This window comes from Mesorhizobium sp. WSM4821 (genome assembly GCF_055901555.1).
In genome coordinates this window covers 1,291,160-1,309,958 of the sequence record NZ_CM148371.1, presented here as the reverse complement: position 1 = coordinate 1,309,958, position 18,799 = coordinate 1,291,160, and the positions used below count along the sequence as shown (strand labels likewise).

Genomic DNA, 18,799 nt, shown 5'->3' with positions numbered 1-18,799 from the left:
GAGGATGCGCCCCATGAGTATGCGCTTGTGACCCCGTTCGGTGAAAAACTTCGCGCGCTGCGAAGCGAACGCGGCGTCAGTCAGAAAGCCATGGCCGAGGCGATTGGGGTCAGCGCCGCCTACCTGTCGGCGCTGGAGCATGGCCGCCGTGGCGCGCCGACCTGGACGCTGATCCAGAAGATCATCGGCTATTTCAACGTCATATGGGACGATGCGGAAGAGCTCGCTCTACTGGCCGAGGCCTCGCACCCACGGGTAAAGCTCGACACGTCGGGCCTTAGCCCGGCCGCCACCGAGCTTGCCAATCTTCTGGCCGAAAACATCGAAAAACTCGACGAAACGGAGCTTCGCCGCATCACCGCATCGATCCGCGCCGCGCTGAAACGGCCAAAATAACGGTTACTGCACCGCGCCGACCAGAACCTGCTGGCCGTCACGGATCGAGACCCAGCGGCCGGTATTGTCGATCGCCTGCCGCTTGAGGAAGCGGTATCCGGTCCGGTCCCATAGGCGGACCTTTTCGTTCAGATTGTCGAGAATGTAGTCGCCCTTGCTTGTGCGCACCGTCAGCACTGCATGGCCCTCGCCATCGGGCTTGCGCACGACGGTCATCAGAAGGTTGGCGTAGGACACGCCCATGCGGTTTAATTCGCGGCGCTTTTCCAGGACATAGTCCTCACAGTCGCCAATGTCCTTGACGGGATAGGCCCAGACCTCGTCCCTGCCGTAAATGTCGTAGTCGCTCATCGCCTTGACCGTGGCGTTGACCTTGGCGTTGACACTGAGCAACTTGCGCCACAGCGCACCGGTCATGGTGGCGGGAGCGAGATTGCCCGGGCGGATCGAGCATTCGGCCGTGTTGGCCTTGCAAAAATCGTAATGGCCGATCGGCTGCGATGTCGGGCCGCCGGTTGCCATTGGCCCGGCCGCCGAGGCCGACGTGGCCCAGCCTCCCGAAATCACGAGCCCGGCGACCCCGCACACGCGCAGCTTTCGCGCCAAAATTGAGGAAATCATTGTCCCCGCTCACCCTTGTTTTTTATTAACGAAAGGTTAAGGGCGATCTACAGCCCGTGTCAATTATGCAAAGGGCCAGATTTGCGACATGGTTACCCGGTCGGCCGGGAAAGCGGCTATTGTGCAACAGATCGACTGGGCGGGCACAAGCCACCTACTTTTTGGCCCCCTACTTCTTGGCGATGCGGACCAGCTTCGGCTTCACCGCAACGCGGGTCCGGCGGCCATAGCTGGTGATGAAGTCGACGATGCGCGGCACGATTTCGGAGCGAAAGCGTGAGCCGTTGAAGACGCCGTAATGGCCGACCGCCGGCTGCACATAGTGGGCGTGCCTGTCCGCCGGGATGTTGACGCACAAATCGTGTGCGGCCTGGGTCTGGCCGAGGCCGGAAATGTCGTCGTTCTCGCCCTCGACCGTGAACAGGGCGACATTGCGGATATCGGAGGGATCGATGGCCACGCCGCGATGCATCATCTCGCCCTTGGGCAGTGCGTGGCGGACAAACACGGTGTCGACCGTCTGCAGATAGAACTCCGCCGTCAGATCCATCACCGCCAGATATTCGTCATAGAAATCACGGTGCTTTTCGGCACTGTCGCCATCATGCTTTATCAGATGCATGAAGAAGTCCTTGTGGGCGATGATGTGGCGGTCGAGATTCATGCTCATGAAGCCCGAAAGCTGCAGGAAGCCGGGATAGACCTCGCGACCGAAACCCGGCACCGGCCAGGGCGCCTGCATGATGACGTTGTCGCGGAACCAGTCGATGCCCTTTTCCTCGGCCAGAAGGTTGACCGCGGTCGGATTGCGGCGGGTGTCGATCGGCCCGCCCATCAGGGTCATCGTCGAGGGAACGAAAGGGTCGCCCCGCGTTTCCATCAGCGCCACCGCCGCCAGCACCGGCACGGAAGGCTGGCACACCGCCATGACGTGGGTATCGGGGCCTAGCGCATGCAGCATATCGACAATGTAGTCGATATAGTCGTCGAGGTCGAAGCTGCCGTCGCTGAGCGGCACCATGCGGGCATCGACCCAGTCGGTGATGTACACGTCGGCATGGGGCAGCATCGCCTCGACCGTGCCGCGCAGCAGCGTCGCATAGTGGCCGGACATCGGCGCCACGATCAGCAGCTTCGGATCAGGCCGGCGGCCGGCGGGAACCGCCCGCTCGAAACGGAGCAAATTGCAAAAGGGCCGCGACCACACCGTCTTTTCGGTGACATCGACGTTTTTCCAGTCGACCACGGTCGACGTCATGCCAAAATGCGGCTTGCTGTAGCGACGCGTGGTGCGCTCGAACAACTCGGCCGTTGCCGCGACCGATCGGCCCCAGGACGTGTGCGTGAATGGATTGAGCGGGTTGGTGTAGAACATCCGCACCGCATCGGCATAGAGGCGGGCCGGCTGCACGGCGGCGTGGTTCAATTCGTATAACTGGTAGAACATCGAGAACCCCGCTGCTGCGACCGAAGGGACGACGGCAGCGCCGAGCCTTAGAATCTCGGGGGGAGGTTAACAACAAATTGCTGCGATGCAATACTTCACGGGACGTGATTTATGCTCATCCTTTCGTCCAAGGCGTTGAAAATTCGCTTCGAACGGTGGGAGCCGGCTCAGTTTGCGGTTGCGAAGCTGCCGAGAAGGCACGACGGGCGATCGCCTCGGATCTTAAGCAATTGCCCGGGTGAATGCAGGTCGGGAATCAGAAGCGCTATGTCAAATGCGATCTGTGCACACCGACGTATGGCCCGAGCTGATGAAGCCGAGCCGCCTGGCGGCGCCCTTCGACAGGTCGATCACGCGCCCCTTGATGAACGGGCCGCGGTCGTTGATCCGCACGACGACGCTGCGGCCGTTGTTGCGGTTGGTCACTTTCAACTTGGTGCCGAAGGGCAAGGTGCGGTGCGCCGCTGTCAATGCCGACGGGTTCATGCGCTCGCCGGAAGCGGTCTTCGAGTGCAGGGCGTACCAGGAGGCGCGGCCGCATTGAGCGGCGGCAGGGGAGGCGGATGCGCCGACCATCAGGCCAGCCGCGATCGCCACCGCGACAAGCGCGGTCTGGTTTGTTTTCTTCATCTGCGGGGAAATGTCTCCGTTTGACAGACCCCAGCCGTTACGGACCGAATGTGGCACGAAATGCGGCAACCATCGGGCGGTTCCATGACCACAGTACACGTTTGGAGTCGGCGGGAAACAGTTTGTAAGGGAGCGCCTGGAGTCGCGCCGATGTATCTCTGGTGGTCTTCGCAGCAGCACCGGGGGAACCCCGGCAAGATCAGGCCTTACTCTGCAAGTAGATGCGAGAGCGGTCGGTACGCTTCCTATCGCTTTGTGATCGGGGTCATGGCTGAATTGACGATCGACTTGGGAAAAGGATTCCGGCGATGAGATTGATCAAGAATCTGCTGGCGTTGATTGCCATCGCCATCGGTGCGCTTTGGTCGCTGCAAGGCCTCGGCCTTGTCGGTGGCAGCTTTATGACCGGGCAGTCGCAATGGCTCTATATCGGTATCGTCGCCGCGCTGGTCGGGCTGGTGGGACTGGCCTGGGCGAACCGGCGCGGCTGAGAGTCACATCGGGACGGCGCTGATCCGGTCCTGTCCCAGGTAGCACCGCCGGTGTTTCGCCGCGATTTTCGGGCGACCGGCGAATGCTCAGGCCGAAACAAGCATATCCCGTTTTGCGCCCCTCCTTGGGCAAATCCATGCTGCGGATGGCCGAGGATTTGAAAATTGGTCCCTGTATTCGAAGTTAAGTATAGGAGAATTTCTAGCGCTGGCGAACGGCACCAGCATCGTCCACCTTGCCGTGCTGGCGACCGGTCATGACGAGGAGCCTGGCGCCGGCCAGGGCCACGCGATCAGGATGGGATCGGAGGCCGACACCGCGCTCGATCCCAAAGCCCGAGTCCTGGTGCTGGGCACCGGCTTGAGCATCATCGATGCCTTCCTGTCGCTCGAACAATGCGGCCATCGCGGCGAGATCGTCGCCGTGTCGCGGCGCGGTCTGCTCCCGTCGCCGCATCGCAAGAGCAACCCGATCAAGCTTGACGTCGCCGACATTCCGCTCGGCACCCAGCTTTCTTATTTTGTCGGCTGGTTCCGCGACCTGATCCGGGAAAACCAGAAGGCCGGCATCGACTGGCGCGACGTCGTCGACGGTCTCCCGCCGTTCAACCAGAAAATCTGGCAAAACTGGCCGTCTTCGGCCAAGTGCGGCTTTGTCGAGCACAACAAGGCGTGGTGGGATATCCACCGCCATCGCATGGCGCCACAGGTCTACGCCCGCGTCACCGAGGCGGTTCAACCGGGCCACATCCGGGTTGTCGCCGGGCGCGTCGTCGGCATCGCGGCGAGCGACGAATTCACCGTGCAGGTCCAGTCGCGCATACGCAGCGTCTCAAAACGGTCGATATCGCCCGCATTTACGATTGCACCGGCATCGCCAAGGACATCTCGACCACGTCAAACAGCGTGGTGCGCTCGCTGGTCGACGGCGGGCTGGCCCGGCCGGATCCGCTGCGCCTTGGCCTCGACGTATCAGATAATTGCGAGGTCATCGCCAGCGACGACACCGTAACAGCCAAGAGATCCTCGCGGTCGGGCCGCTGACGCGTGGCACCTTCTTCGAGATCGACGCCATTCCGGATATCCGCGTCCAATGCACGCGGCTGAGCAAGCGGCTGCTGGGGTAGACTGTTGAGGGGGGCGCTGTCCCACAGCCTTTTGCGAGCGGTCCTATGTGCCAGCAACTGGAATCCCATTCCCCGTCTGGCCAACGGATTGGCACGATCTATCTTCTTTCAGACTGCAAACGGCTGGAAAAGACGATAGGCTGACGGCCTGCCCAAGGCGGTCGCTTGACCATGGAGCATCTGATATGAGCAAGCACAAGATCGCCGCACCCGACAGCGCCCCCTCGGACAGGGCAATGTCCCGCCTGCGTCCGCCCTATGCATCGGTTCTCGACCTGATCGGGCAGACGCCGGTCGTCGAGCTGACCAAATTCGACATCGGCAAGTGCCGGCTGTTCGTCAAGCTCGAAAGTCAGAATCCCGGCGGCTCGATCAAGGACCGCATCGCGCTGTCGATGATCGCCGCCGCCGAAGAACAGGACAAGCTGAAGCGTGGCGGCACCATCGTCGAGGCAACCGCCGGCAACACCGGTCTTGGTCTCGCCCAGGTCGGCATCCCCAAGGGCTATCGCATCATCCTGGTCGTGCCCGACAAGATGTCGCGCGAAAAGATCCAGCATCTGCGCGCGCTCGGCGCCGAAGTGCGCATGACCCGTTCCGATGTCGGCAAGGGTCACGCCGAATATTATCAGGACATGGCCGAAAAGATCGCCGCCGAATTGCCTGGGGCCTTCTATGCCAACCAGTTCGCCAATCCGGCCAACCCATTAGCCCACGAAACCACGACCGGTCCTGAAATCTTTCAGCAACTCGACGGCGACGTCGATGCGGTGGTCGTTGGCGTCGGCTCCGGCGGCACGCTGACCGGGCTTGGCCGCTACTTCGCTGACGTCTCGCCGAAGACCGAGATGATTCTCGCCGATCCGGTCGGCTCGGTACTGGCGCCGCTGATCAAAACCGGCAAGATGATAGAGGCCGGGAGCTGGACCGTGGAAGGCATCGGCGAGGATTTCGTCCCACCCAATGCCGATCTGTCGCTGGTCAAGAAGGCCTACTCCATCCCCGACAAACAGAGCATGCTCGCGGTGCGCGACCTGCTTTCGAGGGAGGGCATCCTAGCAGGCTCGTCTTCCGGCACGCTGCTTTCGACAGCCCTTCGCTATTGCCGCGAGCAGACCGTGCCGAAACGGGTCGTCACCTTCGTCTGCGACAGCGGCAACAAATATTTGTCGAAAGTCTTCGACGACTTCTGGCTGGCCGAGCAGGGTCTTGCCGAGCAGGAGCAGCATGGCGACCTGCGCGACCTGGTGATGCGCTCGCACCGCACCGGCGACACGGTGTATGTCGGTCCGGAGGAAAGCCTGCTCAACGCCTATGGCCGCATGCGCCGTTCGGACGTCTCGCAGCTGCCGGTGCTGGACGAGGGCAGACTGGTAGGCATTGTCGACGAAAGCGATATTCTCGCCCATGTCGAAGGCCCCTATGACAGCCGCTGGGACCGCTTCAAGGCCCCGGTGCGCACGGCGATGACCTCCACCCTGCACACGCTGCAGGCCAGCCAGACGCTGGACGCGCTGCTGCCGGTGTTCGACCGCAACGAAGTCGCCATCGTCTTCGACGGCGACGAATTCATCGGACTGATAACCCGCATCGACCTGATCAACCATCTGAGGCGCCGCGCAAGATGACCATCAAAGCAACTGTTGAGGGCAGGAACCGTCTGGCCTTCTCGACGCGCACCATCCATGGCGGCCAGAGCCACGACCCGACGACGGGCGCAGTGATGGTGCCGATCTATGCCACCTCGACCTATGGCCAGCAGAGCCCGGGCGTGCACAAGGGTTTTGAATATGCCCGCAGCCAGAACCCGACCCGCTTTGCCTTCGAGCGCGCGGTGGCCGATCTCGAAAGCGGCTCCGCTGCCTTCGCTTTCGCTTCGGGGTTGGCGGCGATCGCCACCATTTTCGAGCTGCTCGATTCCGGCGCCCACATCGTCGCCACCGACGACATCTATGGCGGCACCTTCCGGCTGCTGGAACGGGTCCGCAAGCGCTCGGCCAACCTCCAGGTCGACTTCGTCGACTTCACCGATCTTGCTGCGGTCGAGGCGGCGATCCGCCCGGAAACCAAACTGCTCTGGGTCGAGACGCCGACCAACCCGCTGCTGCGCGTTGTCGATCTCGAAGCGGTCGCAGGGTTGGCCAAGCGCAAAGGCGTGCTCTCGGTCGCCGACAACACCTTCTGCAGCCCCTATCTGCAGCGGCCGCTGGAACTCGGCATCGACATATCAGTCCACTCGACGACCAAATACCTCAACGGCCATTCCGACATGGTCGGTGGCGTCGCCGTGGTCGGCGACAACAAGGATCTGGCCGACCGGCTGAAATTCCTGCAGAACGCTATCGGCGCCATTTCCGGGCCGTTCGACAGTTTTCTGGCGCTGCGCGGCCTCAAGACGCTGGCGCTGAGGATGGAGCGCCATTCGTCGAACGGTCAGAAGATCGCCCATTGGCTGGAAAGCCGCCCCGACATACGCCGGGTCATCTATCCTGGTCTCGCCAGCCACCCGCAGCACGCCATCGCCAGGCGGCAGATGCATGCCTTCGGCGGCATGATCACGATCGAGCTCGACCGCGACCTTGCCGGCACCAAGCGCTTCCTCGAACACACCCAACTGTTCACGCTGGCCGAAAGCCTCGGCGGCGTCGAAAGCCTGATCGAGCACCCGGCGCTGATGACGCATGGCTCGATCCCGGCCGGGAAGCGGGCGGAGATCGGCATTTCGGATTCGCTGGTGCGGCTGTCGGCGGGCATCGAGGACGGCGATGATCTGATCGCGGATCTGGATCAGGCGCTGAGGGGTTGAGGGGGCCTGTGTTGGGGAACTGAAATCGCTCAACCGATGTTGAGGCGATCAATCATCGATGCCGACAACACAATCCTGAAGCGATTAACTTGGGACCTGTGCGATGGCCGTTGACCTCCGCTGCGTCTGACGGAATTGTGGCCCTCCCCGCAATTGCCAACAGGCACGGCTGAAGCATGACCATTCACGCCCTCGACCAACCAAAACCCACCGACGCTCCGCTCACCTTTGCCGTGCTGGTCTTCCCCGGCTTTCCGATGATGGCGTTCAGTTCGGTCATCGAGCCGCTGCGCGCCGCCAATGTGCTGGCGAAAAAAGAATGCTACCGCTGGATCATCGTCGGCGCTGCCGCAGGCCCGGTCGGGGCCTCGAATGGCGTCGTCATCCAACCCGGCTTTTTCGCCGGCGATGCGCCGAAGGTCGACCGCATCGTCGTCTGCTCGGGCGGCAATGCCGATCATCTTGTCGCCGACGATGCCGTGAGCTGGATCCGCAAGAGCCTACGCGGCGGCGCCCATATCGGCGCGGTGGCCGATGCCGCGTTCTTTCTCGCCCGGGCGGGCCTGCTCGACGGCCACGCCTGCACCTTGCACTGGACCAGCCAGGCCGCCTTCACCGAAGCCTTTCCCAATATCGAGCTGAGGCGCGATCTCTACGTCATCGACCGCAAGCGTTTTACTTCGGCCGGCGGCGTCGGCAGCCTCGACATGATGCTGGAGATCATCACCAACGATTTTGGCGCCGAACTCGCGGCCGGCGTCGCCGAATGGTTCGTGCACAGCCCGCTGCGCTCCAGCGTCGATCGCAAGCTGATGCCGCTGCGCCTGCGCACCGGCGTCCAGAACGAGCTGGTGCTGTCGGCCATCGCCATCATGGAGGATGCGGTGGAGGAGCGGCTCGGCATGGCGGAGCTGGCGGAAAAGCTCGGCGTCTCCTCCGATAAGCTCGAACGCAACTTCCGCTCCGAGCTCAGCATCTCGCCCAACGGCTATTACCGCCGCCTGCGGCTGAAGCGCGCCGCCGATCTCCTGGCGCATTCCACGCTGATGGTGCGCGACGTGGCGCTGGCCTGCGGTTTTGCATCGATGTCGAGTTTTGCGCGGGCGTTCAGGGAGGAGCATGGGCACGCGCCGAAGGTGATGCGCAGGCATTAGGACGTCTGCACCAAGGCAGAAGCTTTTGATGCCGGCGGGACAGCGCCCCCCTCTGGCCTGCCGGCCATCTCCCCCACACGGGGGGAGATCGGCTGTCACCGCTGATTTCACCAATCGCCAACGTTGCAGGAATGAGCGGAGCGCCGAAGCCGCCAATCTCCCTCGTTGTGGGGGAGATGTCCGGCGGGACAGAGGGGCGCGCGTAGAGCGCCATGGAACGACTTCGAGCGGCATCCGGCACAACACCTGCGGTATCTCGCACAGCCTTTGCGCAGCGCATGGCTCATCTTCCCCGCCTCCAGGAGGCGCCCATGAGCATCGTCGTTTTTGATCCCGACAGCACCGAGGATGTTGATTTCAAGGACCGCATGCGCCATCCGGCGGCGTCCGATCCGGCCGGCGGCATGTGGCTGTCCGACACCGAGCCCTCCTTCATCGACGCGGACGCGCTGCGCAAGGGACGGCTCGCCAGGCTGCGCGCCTGGATGCGCGAGGCCGGTTATGGCGCCGTGGTGCTGTTCGATCCCTATAACCAGCGCTACGCCACCGGGTCGCGCAACATGTTCGGCTATTTCCTGCGCAACTCGACCCGCTACTTCTTCATACCCACCGAAGGGCCGATCGTGCTGTTCGAATATCCGCAGAGCTACCATGTCTCGATGGTGCTCGACACGATCGACGAGGCGCGCCCGTCCAAGCTGGTGTGGTCATCGGTGTCGGGCCGTGACGACGAAACCGCAGGTCCGTTCGCTGACGAGATCGCCGAATTGTTGAAAACTCATGGCGGCTGCTCGATGAAGCTCGGCCTCGACCGCTGTGGTCATCTGCAGGCGCTGGCGCTGGAAAAGCGCGGCTGCGAGGTCAGGGATTGCCAGGGCGAGATCCTCGCCGTGCGCGCAGTGAAGACGCCGGAGGAAGTAAAATGCCTGCAGGTGTCGATGGCCGGCGCCGAAGCCGCCGTTTATGCGGTGCGCGAGGCGATCAAGCCCGGCGTTTCCGAAAACGATCTCTTCGCCATCATGTATCACGAGGTGATCCGGCAGGGCGGCGAGTTCATCGAAACCCGCCTGCTGACCTCGGGCCAGCGCACCAATCCGTGGTTCAACGAAGCGAGCGGCCGCAAGCTCAGGCCGGGCGAACTTTTGGCGCTGGATACCGATACGATCGGCTGCTACGGCTATTACTCGGACTTCTCGCGCACCTTCCGCTGTGGGCCGGGCAAGCCGACGGATTATCAGAAATCGCTCTACCGAATGGCCCACGAGCAGGTTCAGCACAACATCTCGATCGTCAAGCCCGGCATGGCGTTTCGTGAGATTGCCGAAAAGGCCTGGAAGATCCCGGACCGCTTCGTCGACCAGCGCTATACGTCTGTCATGCACGGCGTCGGCATGCATGGCGAGACGCCGTTCATCGCGCACGCCATGGACTATGAGACCTATGGCCGCGACGGTTTTGTCGTGCCCGGCATGGTGGTCAGCGTCGAGAGCTATATCGGCGAGAAAGGCGGACGCGAAGGTGTCAAGCTCGAGGACGAGATACTGGTCACCGAGACCGGCACCGAGCTTCTGTCGCGCTTTCCCTATGAGGACGATTTCCTTGACAGGCAGGTTTGAATGAAGGGCCCGGTCTCGATCGAGCACGGCACGGCGGCGGCGGTCTTCGTCGACCTCCAGGAGGAGCATCGGCAGGACAGGCGCTATCTGGTCGAGGGTTTTGGCGACATTCTCGCCAACGTTCAGCGGCTGCAGGCAACGGCGCGGGCCAACGATGTGCTGCTCTACCACTCCGCCTATATCGTCGATCTCACCAAGGAGGCGCGGCGGTTCCATCCGGTCGATGCGAATGGCAGGTCGGTTTTCTCTGACAAGGATGATCCGCTGACGGCGATCTGTCCGGAAGTGGCCCCGGTCGCCGGCGAGATGATGCTGGTCAAGACTGAGGCCAGCGCCTTCGGTGCAGGCCCCGCAGCAGGGCGGCTCAAGGCAGAAGGGATCGAGTGGCTGGTCGTTGCCGGTGTGTGGACAGAGGCCTGCATTGACGCCACTGTCAGAGATGCGGTGTCATCTGGCTTTCGGGTGCTGCTGGTCAAGGATGCGTGCGGCAGCGGCAGCACGGCGATGCACCAGACCGCCATCCTCAACCTTGCCAACCGGCTCTATGGCGGCGCCGTCACCACCACCGACGGCGCGTGCCGGCTGATGGCAGGCGAGACGGTCGATGCATGGCAAGTCGTAGGCTCGGTGCCTTTGCGGTTCACCTATGAAAATGCCGCCCGCCTCTACGACGAACTCTGACGCTACGGGGATTTGGTGGGACCGGATGGCGATGGTCAGTGACGCCGACACGCCCGAGTCAGCAAAACGTGGAAAATACTCGACTCTGCTCGAGCCGGCGCTGTGGGCCTATATCGACCGGGTCAATGCATGGTATCCGCCCGACATGGACTTGCCGGTCGACCAGCAGCGGGCGGTCTATGACGCGATGTGCCGGTCGTTCCACCAAGGCTATCCCGCAGGTGTCGAAGCCAGCGACGGCATGGTTGCGGCCGGCGATCATGCGATCCCGATCCGGCGCTACCAACTGGCGGGCAGGGCGCCGCAGGCGATGGTCGTCTATTATCACGGCGGCGGCTTCGTGCTTGGCGGGCTCGACAGCCATGACGACATCTGTGCCGAGATCTGCGCCGGCACAGGCTTTGCCGTGCTGTCCGCCGACTACCGGCTGGCGCCCGAACATCTGCACCCGGCCGCCTTCGACGATGCTCTGGCCGTGTTCGAGTGGGCGGCGGCAACAACCGGCATGCCGATCGTGCTGTGCGGTGAGAGCGCCGGCGGCAATCTTGCCGCCGCGATCGCGCACGCGGCGCGCCGCCACGATCGCCCCGCAGTCGGCCAGGTGCTGGTCTATCCCGAGTTGGGCGGTCCGGAGCTAGGCGGCAAACAGAGCGCCGGTTCCTATGTCGAGCACGCCGAGGCGCCGCTGCTGACGGTCAGCGACATCGAATTCTACCGCCAAGTCCGCTCCGGCAAGGCGCAGTCACCAGACGACCCGACCTTCTCACCGCTGCGCGACGGAGATTTCACCGGTCTGCCGCCGACGGTCGTCATATCAGCGCAATGCGATCCGCTGTCCTCCGACGGCGAGGCCTACCGCGACTGCATCCTTGCCGCCGGCGGCCGCGCCTGGTTGTACGAGGAACCGCGCCTCGTGCACAGTTTCCTGCGCGCCCGCAAGACCGTGCCCCGTGCCCGCGAGGCGTTCACGCGCATCGTCGACGCCATCGCCGTGCTCGGCAAAGGCGACTGGCCGTACTGACGTCGCGAAGGGCCGGATGAGGAGGACCTTCCATCCCTGCGGAACGGCGCACAAGAACTGCGGAAGTCCGAACATTTCCCCGCGAAAGCTCGCCCTATCATCCCTGAGACAATGGCACTCCGCCGACCGCATCCGCCCCCGCGAAGCGGTTGGCGGGGCACCGACAAGGAGGGATCGACAATGAAGTTCATGTTGACCGACAGAGCGTTGCATCCGCAGGCTGAACCCGTCGCCGACGGCTTCAAGAAAGGCAGCATGAACCGGCGCGAATATCTCGCCACCATGGCCGCGCTCGGCGTCAGCGCGGCCGGCGCGCTGGCCCTTGGCGGCCTTGCGCCCTCCCCGGCCAGTGCGGCCGAGGAGCCGAAGCGCGGCGGCGTCTTGCGCGTTGCCATGAACGTCAAGGGCTGGAAGGATCCGCGCACCTTCGACGGTGTCGAGATGTCCAACATTGCCCGCCAGTGCAACGAATATCTGGTGCGCTGGAACCGCGATTTCACCTTCGAGCCGTGGCTGCTCGAGAGCTGGGAGACCAGCGACGACGCCCGCGTGGTGACGCTGCATGTCCGGAAGGGCGTTACCTGGTCGAACGGCGACACCTTCAACGCCGACGATGTCGTCCACAACCTCACGCGCTGGTGCGATGCCGGCGTCGCCGGCAACTCGGTCGCCGAGCGCATGGGCGCGCTGGTCGACGCCGCCACCAAGAAACCGGTCGACGGCGGCATCGAGCGTGTCGACGACTTTACCGTCCGGCTCAATCTGCCAAAGCCCGACATTTCGCTGATTGCCGGCATGACCGACTATCCGGCGCTGATCATGCATCGCAGCTACGATGGCGACGGCGATCCGCTGAAGGCGCTGGCGATCACCACTGGACCTTGCGAACTAGTGGCATGGGACGCCGAGGTCGGCGCCGAGGTCCGCCGCAAGGACAAGCCATGGTGGAAAGACGACTTCTACCTCGACGGCATACAATGGATCGACTACGGCTCCGATCCCAATGCGATGTTCTCGGCTTTTGAATCGGGCGAGATCGACACCAACCACGAGACCGCCGCCGATACGCTGTCGCAGACGGACGCCATGGATCTGAGCAATTCGGAGCTTGCCACCGGCTCGACGCTCGTCGCGCGCTTCAACGTCGGCAATCCGCCTTACGACGATATCAAGGTGCGGCGCGCCGCCCAACTCGCGGTCGATAATAGCGCGATCCTGAAGATCGGCATGGACGACCGGGGCAAGCCGGCCGAGAACCATCATGTCGGGCCGATGCATGCCGAATACGCCGATATCGGGCCGGCGGTGCGCGACGTCGATCAAGCCAAGGCCCTGCTTGCCGAGGCCGGCAAGTCCGACCACGAATACGACCTGATCTCCGTCGATGTCGACTGGCAGAAGAACACCGGCGACGCCATCGCCGCGCAGATGCGCGACGCCGGGCTGAAGGTCAAACGGACCGTGCTGCCGGCGGCGACGTTCTGGAACGACTGGAGCAAATATCCCTTCTCCTGCACCGAGTGGCTCGGCCGGCCGCTGGGCGTCCAGGTGCTGGCTCTGGCCTACAGAACCGGCGCCGCCTGGAACGAGAGCGCCTATGCCAATCCGGAGTTCGACGCTTTGCTCGACAAGGCGCTGGCCACGCCGGATGCCGGTGCACGCAAGGAGATCATGGCCAAGATTGAACAGAATCTGCGCGACTCCGGCATCATCATCCAGCCCTATTGGCGCTCCGTCTACCGCACGTTCCGCAAAGGCGTGCACGGCTGCGAGCAACACCAGTCGCTGGAGCAGCATTTCGAGAAGGTCTGGCTCGACGCGTAGTCCTTGCCGCCGGATCGGAACGCCGACGGCCAAGATAACGGAATGCCGACATTCAGTCGGCGACGCCAAACCTTGAAATCTCTCGTCCGAGGCGCACTGTTTCCCGCACCAGCAGGTCCAGGTCCTCGCGCCGGGTGCGGTGATTGTTGATCGCCACACGCAGGCAATGCTGGCCGTGCACCGTCGTATCCGAAAGGGCTGCGGTGCCCTCCTCCTGCAGCCTCAGCATGATCTCGGTGTTGAGCGCCTTCTGCTGCTCGCCCGTCAGCCCGTCGCCGCGGTAGCGAAAGCAGACGATGTTGATGTTCGGTAGCGCGATCAGTTCCAGCAGCGACTCGGCCTCGATCAGCCTGCCGAGGGTGTGGCCCTGTGCGATGTTCTGATCGACCAGGCGGCCGAATTTCTCGATGCCGTGCTCCTTCAGCGCCATCCACACCTTGAGCGCCCTGAAACCGCGTGACGTTTGCAGGCCAAAATCATGCAGCCATTGTCCGGATGCGAGGCCGCGTGGCGTCGACTCCAGATATTCCGGCGTCACCGCGAACGTGCTGCGATGGGCCGAGGCGTCCCTGATCAGGGCGCAGCCGACCTCGAACGGGGCGTGCAGCCATTTGTGCGGATCGAGCGCGATGGAGTGGGCATGTTCGATACCGGCAACGCGGTAGGAATTTTCCGGCGCAATGGCGATCAGGGCGCCGATGCAGCCGTCGACATGGAACCAGAGGTCCTCTCGCGCCGCCAGACTTGCAAGCGCCTGCAGGTCGTCGATCGCCCCGGTGTTCACCGTGCCTGCCGTGCCGATCACGCAGGCAGGCCGAAAACCTGCCTTGCGGTCCTCGGCGATCGCCGCCCGCAAGGCGTCGATGTCGATCCGCAATCCGGCATCGGTGGGGATGCGTCGCAGCGCCTGGTTGCCAAGGCCGAGCGCCTCCATCGCCTTGCGGTGGCAGGAGTGGAGCTGATCCGAGCCATAGAAACGCAGCGGCTTCTCGATGGCGGCAACGCCATGCTCGCGCACGTCGATGCCGGCCTTGGCGTTGCGCGCCACGGTCAGTCCTATGATGTTGGCCATCGAGCCGCCGCTGACCAGTGTGCCGCTGGCCGATTGGGGAAAGCCCATCATCTGCTTGCACCATTCGACGACCTGGCTGTCCATCAGCGCGGCGGCATGGTTGCCGCCGCCGAGGTTGGAGCCCTGGATCGCCGCCAGGAAATCGCCGAGCGCCCCGGTGAAATTGCTCGACCCCATATACCAGGACCAGAAGCGCGGATGGATGTTGCCCATCGGATAGGCCATCACGTTCCGCGCAACCTCGCCATAGACCTGGGCAAGGGGCTGCGGCGAGCGCGGCAGGGGTTCCGCGAAGAAGGCTTTCACCTCAGCGGGCATGTCCTGCCACACCGGACGCTCCCGGACATCGCGCAGATAGTCGACGGCATCGTCGACGATCCGGTGCGACAGCGCCTGCACCTCGGCCCAGTCCGCCGGATCGAGCGTTTCTTCGGCCGTGCCGGCGGCTTTCAGCATTGCGTCCATCCCCGTTACTCCCGATACGCCGTTACTCAGCCGGGAACTGGCAGCCCGGCGTCGAGCGGGAAAGGGCTGTTTCCTCCGCGTCCATCTCGGCTTCGATGCCGTCGAACAGCGGCGTCGTCATGTAACGTTCGCCGGTGTCGGGAAGCATGCACAGGATCACCGAGCCGGGTGCGGCTTTTTCCGCGATCTGGCGTGCCACGGCAAACGTGGCTCCGCCGGAGATGCCGGTGAAAATCCCTTCCTTTTGCGCCAGCGCCTTGGCCCATTTGATACCCTCCGGCCCGGGAACAGGTACGACCTTGTCATAGAGGCCGGCGCCGACCGCCTCCTGCAGCACGTTGGGGATAAAATCCGGGGTCCAGCCCTGGATCGGGTGCGGCTCGAAGGCCGGATGGCTGGCGGCCGGCGCACCGTCGGCGCCGCGCTCCTGCGCCTTGCCGCTGCCGATGAGCTGGGCGTTGGCCGGCTCGGCCAGCACGATCCTGGTCTCCGGACGCTCCCGGCGCAGCACGCGCCCGACACCGACCACGGTGCCGCCGGTTCCGTAGCCGGTAACGAAGCAGTCGAGCCGGGATCCGGCGAAGTCGTTGATGATCTCGCGCGCCGTGGTCGCTTCGTGAATGGCGGCATTGGCCTTGGTCTCGAACTGGCGGGCCAGGAACCAGCCATTGGCTTCAGCCAGTTCCACCGCCTTGTTGTACATGCCGAAGCCCTTCTGGGCACGCGGCGTCAGCACCACCTTGGCGCCCAGCATGCGCATCAGCTTGCGGCGCTCGATGGAGAAACTGTCGGCCATCGTCACCACCAGCGGATAACCCTTCTGCGCGCAGACCATGGCCAGCCCGATGCCGGTGTTGCCGCTGGTTGCCTCGACGACGGTCTGGCCCGGCTTCAAGGCGCCGTTGCGCTCGCCCTCCTCGATGATGTTGAGCGCCAGCCGGTCCTTCACCGACGCCGCCGGATTGAAGAACTCGGCCTTCACATAGATCGTCACGTGGTCGGGGCCGAGATTGTTGATCCGGATCACCGGCGTATCGCCGACGGTGTCGAGAATGCTGCCGAACAGGCGGCCTCGCCCGGCCGTGGTTCTGATTTTCTGTTGCTGCAACATGTTGATCTCCTCCTGTTTGTCGTCGTGGTTGTTGTCACGGGCCGGTTACAAACCGGCTGATTGGGCGGCGAGGTTTCGAGACCTTGCCGCGGTACGGTTCCTTGCCGGCAATGCCGATATCCGGCGCGGAAATTCGTTGCCGGATGCACTCTGTCGCCTTCAGTGATAAAACAGAGGGCGATAGGCCAGCGTGGGAGCAAGCGTGGAAACGCACGTGGAATCCGCTCGATCGAGCCTGGACGGCGAGGCGGCCGGGCTTTGCGTGCGGCTGCTCGGACCGCTGACGGTCATCCGTGACCGCGCCACGGTGCAATTGCCGGCATCACGCAAGCTGCGCGCGCTCTTCGCCTATCTGGCGCTCGCGCCGCATGCCGTCGGCCGCAGCCGGCTGTGCGAGCTGCTCTGGGATGTGCCGAACGATCCGAGGGGCGAGCTTCGCTGGTGCCTTAGCAAGCTCAGAGGCGTTCTCGACGAACCGGATCGCCGCAGGATCGAAACGTCAGGCGACACGATCGCGCTCGATCTGAACGACAGTTTCGTCGACGTGATCGACATCGCCTCGGCCGCCTCTACAGGAATCGAGACGCTCGATCTGGAGCGGTTGCAGGCTCTATCCGGACTGTTCGTCGGCGATTTCCTCGACGGGCTGGAGATCGATCGCAGCCCGCACTTCAACAGCTGGCTGACCGCGCAGCGCCGCCGCTTCAGATCATGCCATGCCGCCATTCTGGAACATCTCGTCAACAATCTCCCCGCAGGTGCTGACGAAACGTCCTCGCATCTGGAAAATTGGGTGGAACTTGCTCCGTTCGACGGTCGCGCGCATGCGGCTCTTCTGGCAGGGCTTGCACGGCGCGGCCAGATCGGCGAGTGCGAGGAACATCTCGCCTCCGCGGCGGAGCTGTTTGCTTCGGAGGACCTGGATTTTGGACCCGTTCGTGAGGCATGGCGGACGATCCGCGGCGAACGACCGGGCGTGACGCGCTGGGCGCGACCGGCGCTCGTACCCGCCGCCCCCCAGTCGGCAATTATGCTTCCCGATTCCAGTATTGCCCCCTTGTGCAAGGCTTCGCTTGCCGTGATGCCGTTTGTCGAAGAAGCCGGCATCGGCGGCGTTCGCGGCGGCCCTCGCGGTGGATTGGCCGACGGCCTCACCCACGACATCATCACCCGCCTGGCGAAGCTTAGGGACTTCTTCGTCATCGCCCGCGGCTCCGTTTTTGCGCTGGCGGAAAAAAACATCGCGCCGGACGATGCCGGCCGGCGGCTCAATGTCGATTATGTCGCCACCGGCACCGTGCGCAGCCAGACAGGCCGCGTCGTCGTCAGCGTGGAGCTTGTCGAGGTGCGCACGGCCAGGATCGTGTGGGCCGAGACATTCGAACGCAAACCCGACGACATCTTTGCTGTCCTCGACGATATCGGCAACAGCATCGTCTCGTCGATCTCGGCCGAGATCGAGATGGTCGAGCGCAACCGCGCCATGCTGAAAGCGCCGAACTCGCTGAATGCCTGGGAGGCCTACCATCGCGGCCTCTGGCACATGTATCGCTTCACCCGCCCGGAAAACGAACTGGCGCGGCATTTCTTCGGGATAGCGCTGAAGCTTGATCCGACCTTTGCCCGTGCCTATGCCGGCCTGTCCTTCACCCATTGGCAAAACGCGTTTCAGCGCTGGGGAGACCGCGACCGGGAATGCGCGCTTGCCTTCGAGACCGCCGGCCAGAGTCTTTTGGTCGATGATCACAATCCGGCCGCCCACTGGGCAATGGGCCGGGCGCTATGGCTGCGCGGCGAGCAGGACGGGTCCCTCATCGAGCTGGAGCGAGCGGTGGACCTTAGCCCGAACTTCGCGCTCGGCCACTATGCCCTGTCGTTCGTGCACTCGCAGTCGGGCGACCCGAAAGCCGCGATCGGTTGCTCCGACCATTCGCGGCATCTGAGCCCCTTCGATCCGCTGCTGTTCGGCATGCTGGGCGCTCGGGCGATGGCCCATGTCCGCCTCGGCCAGTTCGACGAGGCCGCCGAATGGGCGCTGAAGGCGGCCGCCCGTCCCAACGCCCATGCCATCATCCTGGCGATCGCAGCGCACTGTCTTGCGCTGGCGGAACGTTTTGACGAGGCACGCACTTTCACGGCCACGATCCGCAAGACGCTGCCGAACTACTGCGCCGACGACTTCATCGGCACCTTCCGGTTCGAGCCGGACGCCGAGGCCCTGTTCCGGCAGGGCGCCAAGCGGATCGGGCTGGGTTGAGGCAACTCAACTCAGGCCCGACGCGGCTTCAACCTATCAGTTCAGTGATGGTCGACTTAAACGAATCGGCAGGTCCGAGA

15 protein-coding genes and 1 pseudogene are annotated in these 18,799 nt (G+C 63.7%); 11 read left to right on the top strand and 5 right to left on the bottom strand.

What is annotated here, in order from left to right:
* The first annotated feature begins 27 nt into the window (after positions 1–27).
* Positions 28–396, top strand: coding sequence for a helix-turn-helix domain-containing protein (locus AC0NID_RS06100; RefSeq protein ID WP_473451830.1), 369 nt, complete (start codon positions 28–30; stop codon positions 394–396).
* 3 nt (positions 397–399) lie between these two features.
* Here AC0NID_RS06100 and AC0NID_RS06095 read toward each other — a convergent pair whose 3' ends face one another.
* The 3 genes from AC0NID_RS06095 to AC0NID_RS06085 all read right to left on the bottom strand — a co-directional run bounded on the left by AC0NID_RS06095 (position 400) and on the right by AC0NID_RS06085 (position 3,094).
* Complete coding sequence (locus AC0NID_RS06095; protein WP_473451828.1) at positions 400–1,017, bottom strand: transglutaminase-like cysteine peptidase; 618 nt, start codon at positions 1,015–1,017, stop codon at positions 400–402.
* 169 nt (positions 1,018–1,186) lie between these two features.
* Complete coding sequence (locus tag AC0NID_RS06090; RefSeq protein WP_473451826.1) at positions 1,187–2,464, bottom strand: polyhydroxyalkanoate depolymerase; 1,278 nt, start codon at positions 2,462–2,464, stop codon at positions 1,187–1,189.
* Between the two features lie 270 nt (positions 2,465–2,734).
* The gene (locus tag AC0NID_RS06085) at positions 2,735–3,094 is read right to left on the bottom strand and encodes a septal ring lytic transglycosylase RlpA family protein (protein ID WP_473451824.1); all 360 of its coding nucleotides are present in this window, start codon (positions 3,092–3,094) and stop codon (positions 2,735–2,737) included.
* A 308-nt stretch (positions 3,095–3,402) separates the two neighbouring features.
* On the opposite strand from AC0NID_RS06085, the gene AC0NID_RS06080 reads away from it, so the two are divergent.
* The 9 genes and pseudogenes from AC0NID_RS06080 (at position 3,403) to AC0NID_RS06040 (ending at position 13,814) form a co-directional block, all read left to right on the top strand.
* Entirely contained in the window at positions 3,403–3,585 is a 183-nt protein-coding gene (locus AC0NID_RS06080; protein WP_473451823.1) for a hypothetical protein, read from the top strand.
* Positions 3,586–3,778: 193 nt separating this feature from the next.
* Positions 3,779–4,712 (top strand): annotated as a pseudogene (locus tag AC0NID_RS06075) (FAD/NAD(P)-binding protein); the annotation flags it as partial.
* Positions 4,713–4,897: 185 nt separating this feature from the next.
* Positions 4,898–6,340, top strand: a complete 1,443-nt coding sequence (locus tag AC0NID_RS06070) for a pyridoxal-phosphate dependent enzyme (protein ID WP_473451821.1) — start codon at positions 4,898–4,900, stop codon at positions 6,338–6,340.
* Positions 6,337–7,518, top strand: coding sequence for a cystathionine gamma-synthase (locus AC0NID_RS06065; RefSeq protein ID WP_473451819.1), 1,182 nt, complete (start codon positions 6,337–6,339; stop codon positions 7,516–7,518). The genes AC0NID_RS06070 and AC0NID_RS06065 overlap by 4 nt, the downstream gene beginning before the upstream one ends.
* A 176-nt stretch (positions 7,519–7,694) precedes the next feature.
* Complete coding sequence (locus tag AC0NID_RS06060; RefSeq protein WP_473451817.1) at positions 7,695–8,672, top strand: GlxA family transcriptional regulator; 978 nt, start codon at positions 7,695–7,697, stop codon at positions 8,670–8,672.
* Between the two features lie 311 nt (positions 8,673–8,983).
* Positions 8,984–10,288 carry a M24 family metallopeptidase gene (locus AC0NID_RS06055; protein WP_473451814.1) on the top strand — a complete coding sequence of 435 codons (1,305 nt, stop codon included), beginning with the start codon at positions 8,984–8,986 and terminating at the stop codon, positions 10,286–10,288.
* Positions 10,289–10,969, top strand: coding sequence for an isochorismatase family protein (locus AC0NID_RS06050; RefSeq protein ID WP_473451812.1), 681 nt, complete (start codon positions 10,289–10,291; stop codon positions 10,967–10,969).
* Between the two features lie 25 nt (positions 10,970–10,994).
* Positions 10,995–11,990, top strand: a complete 996-nt coding sequence (locus AC0NID_RS06045; protein WP_473451810.1) for an alpha/beta hydrolase — start codon at positions 10,995–10,997, stop codon at positions 11,988–11,990.
* 180 nt (positions 11,991–12,170) lie between these two features.
* Positions 12,171–13,814 (top strand): ABC transporter substrate-binding protein, encoded by a 1,644-nt coding sequence (locus AC0NID_RS06040; protein ID WP_473451808.1) that lies wholly within the window; start codon positions 12,171–12,173, stop codon positions 13,812–13,814.
* Positions 13,815–13,866: 52 nt separating this feature from the next.
* Here the strand turns inward: AC0NID_RS06040 and AC0NID_RS06035 are convergent, their stop codons facing one another.
* Positions 13,867–15,351, bottom strand: coding sequence for a pyridoxal phosphate-dependent decarboxylase family protein (locus tag AC0NID_RS06035; RefSeq protein WP_473451806.1), 1,485 nt, complete (start codon positions 15,349–15,351; stop codon positions 13,867–13,869).
* 22 nt (positions 15,352–15,373) lie between these two features.
* Positions 15,374–16,462, bottom strand: coding sequence for a PLP-dependent cysteine synthase family protein (locus tag AC0NID_RS06030; protein WP_473451804.1), 1,089 nt, complete (start codon positions 16,460–16,462; stop codon positions 15,374–15,376).
* Positions 16,463–16,676: 214 nt separating this feature from the next.
* Between AC0NID_RS06030 and AC0NID_RS06025 the strand changes: the two genes are divergently transcribed.
* Positions 16,677–18,719: a BTAD domain-containing putative transcriptional regulator gene (locus AC0NID_RS06025; protein WP_474033417.1), complete on the top strand. Its 2,043-nt coding sequence runs from the start codon at positions 16,677–16,679 to the stop codon at positions 18,717–18,719.
* Positions 18,720–18,799 lie beyond the last annotated feature (80 nt).